This is a genomic window from Ideonella sp. (assembly GCF_035254525.1).
Taxonomy (GTDB): Bacteria; Pseudomonadota; Gammaproteobacteria; order Burkholderiales; family Burkholderiaceae_C; genus Ideonella.
Window position 1 is genome coordinate 22,125 of the sequence record NZ_DATFAN010000213.1, and the last position, 13,744, is coordinate 35,868.

Here is a 13,744-nt window from a genome sequence, read left to right on the forward strand (position 1 = left end):
TCCATACGAAAGCGGGAACAGACTTCGCCGCCTGGCTGCGGGCATGGTTCAGGCGCCCGATCCAGCCCTGCCCAGGGCTTGGACTGCGGCCAAGCCCGAACGGACCGCCCCCTCGAGCGTGGCCGGATAAGGACCTTCGACATGGTCGCCGGCGACGGTGACGCGCGCGTGCACCCGGGCGGCGGGGCGCTTCAAGCCGGGTGTGCAGGCGAAGGTCGCGCGCTTTTCGGTGCGGCTGTCGAGCCACTTCACCGGCCCGTGCTGCCTGGCCGGAAAGGCCTCGTCCCATTGGTTCAGGATGGCGGACCGGGTCGCATTCGTGCCCGCATCGACCCACGCCGCGGCGCCGCTGACGACCAGGGCATAGGTCGAGCGCGGCCCGCCGAGCGCGCCCAGATCGAAACCGAACTGGGCAGGCCGGCGGTTGTCGGCCCGCAAGGCCATCATCGGCTGTGGCCAGCGGGCGGCGGATGCCTGGAGCCAGGCGGTGATGATGGGCTGGTAGCGAAAAGCGGCGGCCTCTCGACTCCAGGCAGGCGCCAGCGTTTCCACCAGCCGCGCCGCTTCCCCCGGTGGCGTGGCGAGCACCACGTGGTCGTACCGCTCACCGTCGATGTCGGCCCCGCTGGCATCGACGTCGAGCCGCATCACGCGGTGCCCGAGCGCGACGCTGGCGCCGTGTTGCCGCAGCCATTCGCCGGCGACCCGAGGCAGGAGCGCGTCGAGTGATCCCTTGGGTAGCAGCAGATCGGCAGCTCCTGGTTCGCCGAACAGGGCATCGCGTAACACCGTCAGCAGCACCTGGGCGCTGGCCTGCTCGGCAGGGGTGTTCAGGGCGGCCACGCACAGCGGTTCGATGAGTTCGCGGTAGGCCTGCGGCGGGCAGCGGCGAGCGAGTTCGGCCACCGTCAGCGCCGGCGCACAGCGGAAGCCCTGCCAGCGCCACTGCGCGGCCAGCGCCAGCAGGCCCAGGCGCTGTCGCCATGGGAGCTCGCGCCAGGCCCAGACGCCGCGCGCGAAGGCGGGCAGGGCCGGTCCGGGCGGCAGGCACAAGCCGCTGCCGTCGGGATACAGCAAGGTCAACGGCTGGCGATGAAGCACCTGATCGGGCTCGACCCCGACCCGGCGCATCAGTGCCAGCGTGTCCCGATAAGCACCGATCAGAATGTGCTGGCCGTTGTCCAGCGTGATTCCGTCGTGGGTTACCGAGCGCGCGCGGCCGCCGAGCTGCGGTGCCATTTCGTACAGGCTGGCCTGGTGGCCGAGCGTGGTGGCGTGCACGGCCGCGGCCAGCCCCGCCCAGCCGCCGCCGACCACGGCAACGCGCTGCGGCGGCTTGGCTTCAGCGCCCGGCGACATGCGTCCGCGCGGCGATCCAGAGCTTGCGCAGCGGCGTCAGCGAGGTGCGCTGGTGCAGGACCTGGAAGCCGCTCTTCTCGATCTCGCGCAGCAGCGTTCGGTAGATGTTGGCCATCATCAAACCGGGCTTCTGGGATGCGCGGTCGCGCGCGGGCAGCAGCGCGAAGGCCTCGTCGTACAGGCGGTGCGCGCGGTCGGCCTGGAAGCGCATCAGCGCCTGGAAGCGATCGCCGTAGCCCCAGGGCGCCTCCCGGCGCAACAGTTCGTGCGCCTTGACGTCGAATTGCTGCAACTCGTCGATCGGCAGGTAGATGCGGCCTCGCCGGGCGTCCTCGCCGACGTCGCGGATGATGTTGGTCAGCTGCATCGCGAGACCGAGCCGGTGGGCGTAGGCGATCGTCGCGTCGTCTTCGCGGCCGAAGATGTTGCAGGCGACCTCCCCGACAACGCCCGCCACCAGGTGGCAGTAGCCCGCCAGTGCCGGAAAGTCGAGAAAGCGGTTCTGCGCGAGATCCACCTCGCAGCCTTCGATGACGGCGTTCAGATGCCGCGGGCCGATCGCATAGTCCGCCGCCAGGGGCATCAGGGCATGCATCACGGGGTGGCTGGGCTGCCCGGCGAAGGCCTGTGCGACCTCGCTGCGCCACCAGGCCAGCTTGGTGCGGGCGACCTGCGGGTCGTGCACCTCGTCGACCACGTCATCGACCTCGCGGCAGAAGGCGTAGAAGGCGGTGATGGCCGCGCGCCGTGGCGCCGGCAGGAACATGAAGGCGTAGTAGAACGACGAGCCGCTGCCGGCGGCTTTGTCTTGCACGTATTGGGCCGCCGTACCAGGCGCGACGGGCACGCTCAAGACGCTGCTCCCGGCGTTTGGCGCCAGGCGCGCCACACGAGACGGGGAGCGTCCCATCGGGTGAGGGCGGGGCGCTGGGTGAAGGTGGCGTGGTCCATGGCGGCGATTTTCTCAAGAATGCGTAGCCCGCCCTGCACCACGAGGCGCAGTTCCCATCCGGCGCGTCCAGGCACCTGACGGGCCAGTGGAGCGCCTTCGCGCATCAGGCCGTCGGCCCAGTCGCACAACTCGCGCACGAGCGCGCGCTCGGCAGGCGAGGGCGGCTTTGCGCGCAGTGACTCGACCTGCAGTCCGTGGCGCGCCGCGTCGGCCGCCGGCACATAGTGCCGCCCGCGCGGCAAATCCACGCTCAGGTCCTGCCAGAAGTTGATCAGTTGCAGCGCGCTGCAGATGGCGTCGCTGCGGGCCAGCGCCGCCGGCTCCCGGATGCCGTAGAGATGCAGCAGCAGGCGGCCGATCGGGTTGGCCGAGCGGCGGCAGTAGTCGAGCAAGGCGGTGCGGTCGGGGTAGATCGGGTTGCTCGTGTCCTGGACGAAGGCGTCGAGCAGGTCGTCGAGCAGGCTCAGGGGCAGATCGTGCTCGCGAATGGCGCTCGCCAGCGGCTGAAAGACCGCGGCCCAGCGGGGCGACGGTGCCTGGCCTGCGCCGATGCGTGCAAGCTCAGCCCGGTACTCGGCGAGGTCGGCCCGCCGCCGAGCCGGCGGCACGGCGCCTTCGTCGGCCAGGTCGTCGGCCACACGGGCGAACCAGTAGATCGCCGTGATGGGCGGGCGCAGCGGCGCGGGGCACAGCCAGGACGCGACCGGGAAGTTTTCGTAGTGCTCGACGCTCACAGCGGGCGGATTGTGCCCGCCCGGCCGGGCGGGCGCGCGACCGCGAAGGGCATTGACGCCTGTCAACGTTGCACCTATATTACTGACCGGTCAGTCAGTAGCAGTATTGTTCCACCCCGGCCGCGCATTCTCCGCGGCCGTACTTTCCAAGAGTTCCTGCCATGAACAAGCCCCTGTTCGTCGCCGCCGCCGTGAGCCTGTCGATGTTTGGCCTGGCCGGTTGCGCCAAGAAGGAAGCACCCGCCGAGCCGGTGCGCGCCGTGCGCACGACCACGGTCAGCGGCAGCGAAAGCGTGGCGTCGCACGAGTACGCTGCCGAGATTCGCGCCCGCACCGAGTCGCGCCTGGGCTTTCGCGTGGGCGGCAAGCTGCAGAGCCGTTCAGTCAATCTGGGCGATTCGGTGAAGGCTGGCCAGGTGCTGGCGCAACTCGACGCGCAGGACTTCCGCCTTGGGCAGGAGGCGGCCCGCGCCGCGTTGGCCGCCGCCCAGACGAACCTCGACCAGGCCAGCGCCGACTACAGGCGGTTCAAGGAGCTGCGTGACCAAGGCTTCATCGGCGCCGCCGAACTCGAGCGACGCGAAACCGCGATGAAGACCGCCCGAGCCCAGCTCGACCAAGCCCGGGCGCAGGCGACCGTGCAGGGCAACCAGGCGGCCTATGCGTCGCTGGTGGCCGACGCGGCAGGCGTGGTGACGGCGGTGGAGGCCGAACCGGGGCAGGTCGTCGGTGCCGGCACGCCGGTGGTCCGCCTGGCGCACGACGGTCCGCGGGACGCGGTCTTTTCGGTGCCGGAGGACCGCGTGGGTGCACTGCGGCAACTGCTCGGCCAGCCGGGCGGCGTCACGCTGGTGCCCTGGGGCAGCGGGGAGCCGGCCAAGGCCACCGTGCGTGAGGTCGCGGCCGCGGCAGACCCTGTCACCCGCACCTTCCTCGTCAAGGCCGACGTCGGCAATGCGCCGGTGCGCCTTGGGCAGACGGCCAACGTGAAGATTGCGGGCCAGGCCATGGCCGGCGTGATCCGCCTGCCACTCACGGCGGTGGCCGAAGCCAAAGGCCAGACCATCGTCTGGCTGCTCGACCGCAATGCGATGGCGGTTCGAAGCCAGCCGGTGGTGGTGGCCGGGGCCGACGGCAACACGGTCGTGATCGCCCAGGGCGTCAAGCCGGGCGACGAGGTCGTCGTGGCCGGCACGCACGTGTTGACTCCCGGCCAGAAGGTCAAGCCCTTTGTCGAAATACAGGCTGCGGCCGGCCGCGTGATTCCCGCCTCGGCTTCCGCCCCGGCATCCCTGGCTTCGCGCTGAACCCGAATCGCCCGCAGGACGAAGAACGAGAACGACCATGAGCGAATCCCACGGCTCGCGTTTCAACATTTCGCGCTGGGCGCTGGAGCATGCACCACTGACCCGCTACCTGATGGTGGTGCTGATGGTGCTGGGCCTGGCCGCCTACTTCCAGCTCGGCCAGGACGAGGACCCGCCGTTCACCTTCCGCGCTATGGTGGTCCAGGTTTTCTGGCCCGGCGCCTCGGCCCAGCAGGTGGCCGAGCAGGTGACCGACAAGATCGAGCGCACGCTGCAGGAGGTGCCGCACTCGGACGTCATCCGCAGCTACACCAAGCCCGGCGAGTCGCTGACCATCCTGCAGTTGAAAGACTCGTCGCCGCCAAAAGAGGTGGGCGACGTCTGGTACCAGGTGCGCAAGAAGGTGGGCGACATGCGCAGCAGCCTGCCCGCCGGCGTCATCGGCCCCTTCTTCAACGACGAGTTCGGCGACGTCTACGGTTCGATCTACGCGTTGTCCGCCGACGGCTTCTCCACCGAGGAATTGCGGCGCTACGCCGAGGATGTGCGCTCGCAGCTGCTGCGGGTGCCCAACGTCGCCAAGGTCGAGCTCTTCGGCGTCCAACCCGAGAAGCTCTTCGTCGAGATCTCGCAAAAGCGCCTGGCCCAACTCGGGCTGGACATGAATCAGGTGATCGCGCAGCTCAACGCGCAGAACGCCGTCGAGGGTGCCGGCACGCTGAACGCGGCCAGCCAGAACCTGCAGGTGCGTGTGGCCGGTGCGTTCATCTCGGTGGAGGATCTGCGCCAGCTGCCGATCCGCGCGGTGAACCCGTCGACCGGGCAGGCCAGCTCGCTGCGTCTCGGCGACATCGCCGACATCCGGCGCGAATACGTCGACCCGCCGTCGGTGATGGTGCGGCACCAGGGCCAATCGGTGGTCGCGATGGGCGTCTCGATGGCCAAGGGTGGCGACATCATCGAGCTCGGCAAGGCGCTCAGCGCCAAGACGGCGGAGATCAAGGGCAAGCTGCCGATCGGCGTCGAGCTGTCGCAGGTGCAGGATCAGCCGAAGGCGGTGGCCCGCTCGGTCAACGAGTTCATCGGCGTGCTGATCGAGGCCGTGGTGATCGTGCTGGCGGTCAGCTTCCTCAGCCTGGGCCTGCACATGCGCCCGCTGCGGGTGGACGTGTGGCCCGGCCTGGTGGTGGGCATCACGATCCCGCTGGTGCTGGCGATCACCTTCGTGACGATGTTCTACTGGGGCGTCGGCCTGCACAAGATCTCGCTCGGCTCGCTGATCATCGCGCTGGGCTTGCTGGTCGACGACGCGATCATCGCGGTCGAGATGATGGTGCGCAAGCTCGAAGAGGGCTACGACAAGTCGCACGCCGCGACCTTCGCCTACGAGGTGACCTCGATGCCGATGCTGACCGGCACGCTGATCACCGCGGCCGGCTTCCTGCCGATCGGCCTGGCCAAATCGACGGTGGGCGAATACACGTTCGCGATCTTCGCGGTCACATCGGCGGCGCTGGTCATTTCGTGGGTCGTGTCGGTCTACTTCGTGCCCTATCTGGGGGCCTGGCTGCTGAAGACCAAGAAGACGCACGCAGGCGAGTCGCACGAGCTGTTCGACACCCCGTTCTACAGCCGCTTCCGCGCGGTGGTGAACTGGTGCGTCGAACATCGCTGGAAGACGATTGCCGCCACGCTGGCGATCTTCGCGCTGGGCTTGGTCGGCATGGGCAAGGTGCAGCAGCAGTTCTTCCCCGATTCAAGCCGGCCCGAGGTGCTGGTCGACCTGTGGCTGCCCGAGGGCTCGACGATCCAGGCCAGCGATGAAGTGGCCCGCCGCTTCGAGAAGCGCATCGCGACCGAGCCCGGCATCGAAAGCGTCACGGCGTGGGTCGGCAGCGGCGTGCCGCGCTTCTACCTGCCGCTGGACCAGATCTTTCCGCAGGCCAACGTCAGCCAGTTCATCCTGCTGCCAAGGAGCCTGGCCGAGCGCGAGGCGCTGCGGGTGAAGTTGCCGGAGATCCTGGCCAACGAGTTCCCCGAGGTGCGCGGGCGGATCAAGCTGCTGCCCAACGGGCCGCCGGTGCCGTACCCGGTGCAGTTCCGCGTCGTCGGCCCCGACATGGAGACCGTGCGCCACTGGGCCGACGAGGCCAAGGAGATCCTGCGCCGCAACCCGAGCATGCGCGGCGTGAACGACAACTGGAACGAGCGCGTGAAGTCGCTCAGGCTCGAGATCGACCAGGACAAGGCGCGTGCGCTGGGCGTCACCAGCCAATCGATCGCCCAGGCTTCGCGGGTGATGCTGTCGGGCAGCACGATCGGGCAGTTCCGCGAAGGCGACCGCCTGATCGACATCGTGCTGCGCCAGCCGGCCGACGAGCGCAACGCCATCACCGACCTCGGCAATGCCTACATCCCCACCGCCACCGGCCGGAGCATCCCGCTGACCCAGATCGCGAAGATCGGCTTCGGCTGGGAGCCGGGCGTGCTCTGGCGCGAGGGCCGCAAGTATGCCGCGACGGTGCAGGGCGACGTGGTCGACGGTATCCAGGGGGCGACGGTCACCGCGCAGGTCTGGCCCGAGATGCAGAAGCTGCGCGAGCGCATGCCCGAGGGCATGGACATCGAAATCGCCGGTGCGGTGGCGGAAAGTTCCAAAGGCACGAGTTCGATCGCCGCCGGCGTGCCACTGATGGTGTTCATCATGTTCACGCTGCTGATGCTTCAACTGCACAGCTTTTCGCGCGCCGTGCTGGTGGTGCTCACGGCGCCGCTGGGCATCGCGGGCGTGTCGGGCGCGCTGCTGCTGTTGAACCGGCCGTTCGGCTTCGTCGCGCTGCTGGGCTTCATCGCGCTGGCCGGCATGATCATGCGCAACTCGGTGATCCTGATCGACCAGATCGAGCAGGATCGCGAGCGCGGCGTGCCGGCCTGGAGCGCGATCGTCGAATCGGCGGTGCGGCGCTTCCGGCCCATCGTGCTGACGGCCGCCGCGGCGGTGCTGGCCATGATCCCGCTGTCCAGAAGCCTGTTCTGGGGACCGATGGCGGTGGCCATCATGGGCGGGCTGATCGTGGCGACCGTGCTCACCCTGCTCGCGCTGCCGGCCATGTACGCGGCGTGGTTCCGGGTGCGGCGTCCCGCCTGATCGGACCACCCGGGGTGCGAAAAGCACCTCGTGGTCCCGATACAATGCGCGGTTTACCGGTTCGCTAGGGTAGCGGGCGGCCTGGGGCGCGCGGAGCAGTTTGCCGCGCCGTCAGGGCGGCTGCACCACAAGCTATTTCCAAAGGCTGGGTCGATTGAGAACGGCCCCGGGGCTTTTCCCGCGCGGGTGGCGAAATTGGTAGACGCACCAGGTTTAGGTCCTGACGCCTTCACGGGCGTGCCGGTTCGAGTCCGGCCCCGCGCACCAGCAGACACGCAACGCAAACAGAGTTCGCACCATGGCAGTCAACGTTGAAACCCTCGAAAAGCTCGAACGCCGCATCACCCTGACGCTGGCGGCCACCGAGATCAACTCGGAAGTCGAATCCCGCCTGAAGAAGCTGGCCCGCACCGTCAAGGCCGACGGGTTCCGCCCCGGCAAGGTGCCGATGTCCGTGGTGGCCCAGCGCTACGGCTATTCGGTGCAGTACGAGGTCATGAACGACAAGCTGGGCCAGGCCTTCAGCCAGGCCGCCAACGAGGCCCAGCTGCGCGTCGCCGGCGTTCCCAACATCACGCAGAAGAACGACGCGCCCGAGGGCCAGATGGCCTTCGACGCCACGTTCGAGGTCTACCCCGAGGTCAAGCTCGGTGACCTGGGCACGGCCGAAGTCGAGCGCGTGTCGGCCGAAGTCGACGAGGCCGCGATCGACAAGACGGTCGAGATCCTGCGCAAGCAGCGCCGCACGTTCGCCCAGCGCCCGGCCGCCGAAGGCGCCGAGGCCGGCGACCGCGTGACGATCGACTTCGAAGGCAAGATCGACGGCGAGCCCTTCGCCGGCGGCAAGGCCGAAGGCTTCCAGTTCCTGATCGGCGAGGGCCAGATGCTCGAGCAGTTCGACCAGGCCGTTCGCGGCATGAAGGTCGGCGAATCGAAGACCTTCCCGCTGCAGTTCCCGGCCGATTACCACGGCAAGGACGTGGCCGGCAAGGAAGCCGATTTCATGGTCACGATGAAGAAGGTCGAGGCCCAGCATCTGCCCACCGTCGACGAGGCGTTTGCCAAGTCCCTGGGTATCGCCGGTGGCACGGTCGAGGCGCTGCGCGCCGACGTGAAGAAGAACCTCGAGCGCGAGGTCAAGTTCCGCGTGCTGGCCCGCAACAAGTCGGCGGTGATGGACGCGCTGGTCAAGAGCGCCGAGCTCGACCTGCCCAAGGCGCTCGTCGAGGCCGAAGTCGGCCGCCTGACCGACGGGGCCCGTGCCGACCTGAAGCAGCGCGGCGTGAAGGACGCGGACACGGCGCCGATCCCGGCCGAGATCTTCACCCCGCAGGCCGAGCGCCGCGTGCGTCTGGGCCTGGTGGTGTCGGAGCTGGTGCGCCAGAACAACCTGCAAGCCAAGCCCGAGCAGTTGCAGGCTCACATCGAGGAGATGGCCCAGAGCTACGAGAAGCCGGCCGAGGTGGTGCGCTGGTACCTGTCGGATCGCCAGCGCATGTCCGAGGTCGAGGCGGTGGTCATCGAGAACAACGTCACCGACTTCGTGCTCGGCAAGGCCAAGGTCATCGACAAGGCGCTGCCGTTCGATGAGCTGATGACGGCCTGAGCCCCACGGCCGCCCGAGAAGCGCCCGGCCCCGGCCGGGCTTTTTTTCGCCCGATCGCCCCCCTTGACGGCGGCGACATAATGCATAAATACCTACCCTTGACCAACGAATTGCACGAGGCAAACCGCATGAGCGCACTGGACACACAAGCCCTGGGCCTGGTCCCGATGGTGATCGAGCAGTCGGGCCGCGGCGAGCGCGCGTACGACATCTACTCGCGGCTCCTGCGCGAGCGCATCGTTTTCCTCGTCGGCCCGGTCAATGACCAGAGTGCCAACCTGGTGGTGGCGCAGTTGCTGTTCCTGGAAAGCGAGAACCCGGACAAGGACATTTCGTTCTACATCAACTCGCCGGGCGGCAGCGTCAGCGCGGGCCTGTCGATCTTCGACACGATGCAGTTCATCAAGCCGGACGTGTCCACCCTGTGCATCGGCATGGCGGCGAGCATGGGCGCCTTCCTGCTGGCGGCCGGGGCCAAGGGCAAGCGCTTTGCGCTGCCGAACAGCAAGATCATGATCCACCAGCCGCTGGGGGGCGCGCAGGGGCAGGCGACCGACATCGAAATCCACGCTCGCGAGATCCTGAAAACCCGCGAGCAGCTGAACCGCATCCTGGCCGAGCGCACCGGCCAGCCGCTGGACAAGATCCAGGCCGATACCGAGCGCGACTACTACATGAGTGCGGACGAGTCCAAAGCGTACGGTTTGATCGACCAGGTGCTTGAAAAGCGCGTCTGAGCGCATTCATATTCCCCGGCGGCCCTCGGGCCGCCGCCTTCGCTGGCTCGCCGGCGGTTGTTTTATCATTGAGCCATGCCCGACAAGAAAGGCGCCTCCGGCGAAAAGGTCCTCTACTGCTCTTTCTGCGGGAAGAGTCAGCACGAGGTCAAGAAGCTCATTGCCGGGCCGTCGGTGTTCATTTGCGACGAGTGCATCGAGCTCTGCAACGACATCATCCGTGACGAAGTGCCGGCCGAAGGCCCGTCGGCCAAGGCAGCGAAGTCCGATCTGCCGGTGCCCAGCGAGATCAAGTCCAGCCTCGATCAGTACGTGATCGGGCAGGAGACCGCCAAGCGCACGCTGGCCGTGGCGGTTTACAACCACTACAAGCGCCTGAAGCACCTGGGTGCCAGCAAGGACGATGTCGAGCTCGCCAAGAGCAACATCCTGCTGATCGGCCCGACCGGCTCCGGCAAGACACTGCTGGCGCAGACCTTGGCTCGCCTGCTGAACGTGCCGTTCGTGATCGCCGATGCAACGACGCTGACCGAAGCCGGCTACGTCGGCGAGGACGTCGAGAACATCATCCAGAAGCTGCTGCAGAACTGCAACTACGACGTCGAGCGGGCGCAGCGCGGCATCGTCTACATCGACGAGATCGACAAGATCTCGCGCAAGGCGGACAACCCCAGCATCACGCGCGACGTGTCGGGCGAGGGCGTCCAGCAGGCGCTGCTGAAGCTGGTCGAGGGCACGATGGCCAGCGTGCCGCCCCAGGGCGGGCGCAAGCACCCCAATCAGGATTTCCTGCAGATCGACACGACCAACATCCTGTTCATCTGTGGTGGCGCCTTCGACGGGCTGGAAAAGGTCATCCAGAACCGCACTGAAAAGTCCGGCATCGGTTTCGGGGCCACGGTGCACAGCAAGTCGGAAAAGCGCGTCTCGGAAGTCTTCCGCCACGCCGAGCCGGAAGATCTGGTCCGCTTCGGGCTGATTCCCGAGCTGGTCGGGCGGCTGCCGGTCGTCGCGACGCTGGGCGAGTTGACCGAGGAGGCGCTGGTTCAGATCCTCGTCGAGCCGAAGAACGCGCTGCTCAAACAGTACCAGAAGCTGTTCTCGATGGACGGCGTCGAGCTCGAGATCCGGCCGTCGGCGCTGGCAGCGATCGCCCGCAAGGCCTTGGCCCGCAAGACCGGCGCGCGCGGCTTGAGGTCCATCATGGAGCAGTCGCTGATCGACACGATGTTCGACCTGCCCACGCTGGACGGCGTGGCCAAGGTGGTGGTCGACGAACACATCATCGAAGAAGGCGGCAAGCCCCTGCTGGTCTATCGGGAACAGGCCAAGGCGAGCGCCTGACCCGGCTATTTCGGGCTTTGATCTTCCCGCAGCCGGCTAACCTGATGAGCCCGGCCCCTCCTTGCAATCGACCGCTCGGGCCCCATGTGGGCTCGAGAAAGTGAGGCATCCCCATGTCAGGACATCCGATTCTTCCCGCCGAGCCGATCACGCTGCCGCTGCTGCCGCTGCGCGATGTGGTGGTCTTTCCCCACATGGTGATCCCGCTGTTCGTCGGGCGGCCCAAATCGATCAAGGCGCTCGAGGCAGCGATGGAAGCCGGCCGGCAGATCATGCTGGTGGCGCAGAAGGCGGCCGGCAAGGACGAACCGCGCCCGGACGACATGTTCGAGGTCGGCTGCGTTTCCAGCATCCTGCAGATGCTGAAGCTGCCCGATGGCACGGTGAAGGTGCTGGTCGAGGGCGTGCAGCGCGCGTCGACCCAGTCGATCACCGACAACGGCGAGCACTTCATCTCCGAAGTGCTGCCGATCGAGCCGGGCGGCGAGGCCTCGCCTGAGGTCGAGGCGCTGCGCCGCGCGGTGACGCAGCAGTTCGACCAGTACGTCAAGCTCAACAAGAAGATCCCGCCGGAGATCCTGACCTCGATCGCCGGGATCGACGATCCGGGCCGCCTGGCCGACACGATCGCTGCCCACCTGCCGCTCAAGCTCGAAGCCAAGCAATCGGTGCTGGACCTGTTCGACGTCGCCAAGCGGCTGGAGAAGCTGCTGGAGCAGCTCGAGCACGAGGTCGACATCCTCCAGGTCGAAAAGCGCATCCGTGGCCGTGTCAAGCGGCAGATGGAGAAGAGCCAGCGCGAGTACTACCTGAACGAGCAGGTCAAGGCCATCCAGAAGGAACTGGGCGACGGCGAAGAAGGCGCCGACCTCGAAGAGCTGGAGAAGAAGATCAAGGCCGCGCGCATGCCCAAGGATGCGCGCAAGAAGGCCGACGCCGAGCTGAAGAAGCTCAAGCTGATGTCCCCGATGTCGGCCGAAGCCACGGTGGTGCGCAACTACCTGGACACGCTGATCGGCTTGCCGTGGTCCAAGAAGACCAAGATCAAGCACGACCTGGCGTTGGCCGAGGACGTGTTGAACGAAGACCACTATGGCCTCGAGAAGGTCAAGGACCGCATCCTCGAGTATCTCGCGGTGCAGCAGCGCGTCGACAAGGTCAAGGCGCCGATCCTGTGCCTCGTGGGGCCCCCGGGCGTGGGCAAGACCTCGCTCGGCCAGTCCGTGGCGCGCGCCACCGGGCGCAAGTTCGTCCGCATGGCGCTGGGCGGCGTGCGCGACGAGGCCGAGATCCGTGGACACCGCCGCACCTATATCGGCTCGATGCCGGGCAAGGTGCTGCAAAGCCTGTCCAAGGTCGGCACGCGCAATCCGCTGTTCCTGCTCGACGAGATCGACAAGCTGGGCATGGATTTCCGTGGCGACCCCTCGTCGGCCTTGCTCGAAGTGCTCGACCCCGAGCAGAACCACACTTTCAGCGACCATTACATCGAGGTCGACTTCGACCTGAGCGACGTGATGTTCGTGGCGACCTCGAACTCGATGAACATTCCGCCGGCCCTGCTGGACCGGATGGAAGTGATTCGCCTGTCGGGCTACACCGAGGACGAGAAGCTCAATATCGCGCAGCGCTACCTGTTGCCGAAGCAGGCCAAGAACAACGGCGTGAAGGACGACGAGATGGAGGTCACCGAGGCCGCCATCCGCGGAATCATCCGTTACTACACCCGCGAGGCCGGTGTGCGTTCGCTCGAGCGCGAGATCTCGAAGATCTGCCGCAAGGTGGTCAAGGGCGTTCAGCTCAAGACCTACACCGACAAGGTGGTCGTCACCGACGAGAACCTCAACGAATTCCTGGGGGTGCGCAAGTACGACTACGGGCGCGCCGAGAAGAGCAACCAAGTCGGCCAGGTCGTCGGTCTGGCGTGGACGGAAGTCGGTGGCGACCTGCTGACGATCGAAGCCACGGCGATGCCAGGCAAGGGCAACATCATCCGCACCGGCCAGCTCGGCGATGTGATGAAGGAATCGGTCGAGGCTGCGCGCACGGTGGTGCGCAGCCGCGCCCGGCGCCTGGGCATCAAGGACGAGTTGTTCGAGAAGCGCGACGTGCACATCCACGTGCCCGACGGGGCGACGCCCAAGGACGGCCCGAGCGCCGGTGCCGCCATGACGACGGCCTTCGTCTCGGCCTTGACCGGCATCCCGGTCAAGGCGCACGTGGCGATGACCGGCGAGATCACGCTGCGCGGCGAGGTCACGGCGATCGGCGGCCTGAAGGAGAAGCTCCTCGCGGCTCACCGTGGCGGGATCAAGCTCGTGATGATTCCTGAAGAGAACGTGAAGGATCTTCAGGACATCCCGGACAACGTCAAGAGCAACCTCGAGATCGTTCCGGTGCGCTGGATCGACAAGGTGCTCGAGGTCGCGCTCGAATCGATGCCCAAGCCGCTGCCCGACGAGGAAGCGGTACCGGCCGCCGAGGGCGCGCCCAAGGCGGCGGAAGCTGGAAAGGGTGTGCCCGCAACGGCATCCGACACATTGCCTCATTGAGGCTT

The 13,744-nt window shown here is 67.3% G+C and carries 9 protein-coding genes and 1 tRNA gene; 7 read left to right on the plus strand and 3 right to left on the minus strand.

Annotation, left to right across the window (positions count from 1 at the left end; genetic code table 11):
• Positions 1-48 precede the first annotated feature (48 nt).
• Genes hpnE through hpnC form a run of 3 tightly spaced genes read right to left on the minus strand, consistent with a single transcriptional unit; the run spans position 49 to position 3,045 of the window.
• Positions 49-1,359, minus strand: a complete 1,311-nt coding sequence (gene hpnE, locus VJ693_RS24595; protein WP_324158652.1) for a hydroxysqualene dehydroxylase HpnE — start codon at positions 1,357-1,359, stop codon at positions 49-51.
• Positions 1,343-2,173, minus strand: a complete 831-nt coding sequence (hpnD, locus tag VJ693_RS24600) for a presqualene diphosphate synthase HpnD (protein ID WP_324158653.1) — start codon at positions 2,171-2,173, stop codon at positions 1,343-1,345. The genes hpnE and hpnD overlap by 17 nt, the downstream gene beginning before the upstream one ends.
• Positions 2,174-2,208: 35 nt before the next feature.
• Entirely contained in the window at positions 2,209-3,045 is an 837-nt protein-coding gene (gene hpnC, locus VJ693_RS24605; RefSeq protein ID WP_324158655.1) for a squalene synthase HpnC, read from the minus strand.
• A gap of 161 nt (positions 3,046-3,206) precedes the next feature.
• Between hpnC and VJ693_RS24610 the strand changes: the two genes are divergently transcribed.
• The 7 genes from VJ693_RS24610 (at position 3,207) to lon (ending at position 13,739) form a co-directional block, all read left to right on the plus strand.
• On the plus strand, positions 3,207-4,352 hold the full coding sequence (locus tag VJ693_RS24610) for an efflux RND transporter periplasmic adaptor subunit (protein WP_324158656.1): 1,146 nt from the start codon (positions 3,207-3,209) through the stop codon (positions 4,350-4,352).
• Positions 4,353-4,389: 37 nt separating this feature from the next.
• Entirely contained in the window at positions 4,390-7,500 is a 3,111-nt protein-coding gene (locus tag VJ693_RS24615; RefSeq protein ID WP_324158657.1) for an efflux RND transporter permease subunit, read from the plus strand.
• A gap of 180 nt (positions 7,501-7,680) precedes the next feature.
• Positions 7,681-7,767: transfer RNA gene (locus tag VJ693_RS24620), tRNA-Leu, on the plus strand.
• Positions 7,768-7,798: 31 nt separating this feature from the next.
• Positions 7,799-9,106, plus strand: coding sequence for a trigger factor (tig, locus tag VJ693_RS24625; RefSeq protein WP_324158659.1), 1,308 nt, complete (start codon positions 7,799-7,801; stop codon positions 9,104-9,106).
• A 128-nt stretch (positions 9,107-9,234) separates the two neighbouring features.
• Positions 9,235-9,843: an ATP-dependent Clp endopeptidase proteolytic subunit ClpP gene (gene clpP, locus VJ693_RS24630; RefSeq protein WP_324158661.1), complete on the plus strand. Its 609-nt coding sequence runs from the start codon at positions 9,235-9,237 to the stop codon at positions 9,841-9,843.
• Positions 9,844-9,918: 75 nt separating this feature from the next.
• Positions 9,919-11,187, plus strand: a complete 1,269-nt coding sequence (clpX, locus tag VJ693_RS24635; RefSeq protein ID WP_324158663.1) for an ATP-dependent Clp protease ATP-binding subunit ClpX — start codon at positions 9,919-9,921, stop codon at positions 11,185-11,187.
• A gap of 113 nt (positions 11,188-11,300) precedes the next feature.
• Positions 11,301-13,739, plus strand: coding sequence for an endopeptidase La (lon, locus tag VJ693_RS24640; RefSeq protein ID WP_324158664.1), 2,439 nt, complete (start codon positions 11,301-11,303; stop codon positions 13,737-13,739).
• The last annotated feature ends 5 nt before the right edge of the window (positions 13,740-13,744 follow it).

Bases quoted from the DNA above. Each gene is read 5' to 3' on its own strand.
- hpnE (WP_324158652.1), bottom strand. From the start codon at position 1,359: ATGTCGCCGGGCGCTGAAGCCAAGCCGCCGCAGCGCGTTGCCGTGGTC.
- VJ693_RS24610 (WP_324158656.1), top strand. From the start codon at position 3,207: ATGAACAAGCCCCTGTTCGTCGCCGCCGCCGTGAGCCTGTCGATGTTT.
- VJ693_RS24615 (WP_324158657.1), top strand. From the start codon at position 4,390: ATGAGCGAATCCCACGGCTCGCGTTTCAACATTTCGCGCTGGGCGCTG.
- tig (WP_324158659.1), top strand. From the start codon at position 7,799: ATGGCAGTCAACGTTGAAACCCTCGAAAAGCTCGAACGCCGCATCACC.
- clpP (WP_324158661.1), top strand. From the start codon at position 9,235: ATGAGCGCACTGGACACACAAGCCCTGGGCCTGGTCCCGATGGTGATC.
- clpX (WP_324158663.1), top strand. From the start codon at position 9,919: ATGCCCGACAAGAAAGGCGCCTCCGGCGAAAAGGTCCTCTACTGCTCT.
- lon (WP_324158664.1), top strand. From the start codon at position 11,301: ATGTCAGGACATCCGATTCTTCCCGCCGAGCCGATCACGCTGCCGCTG.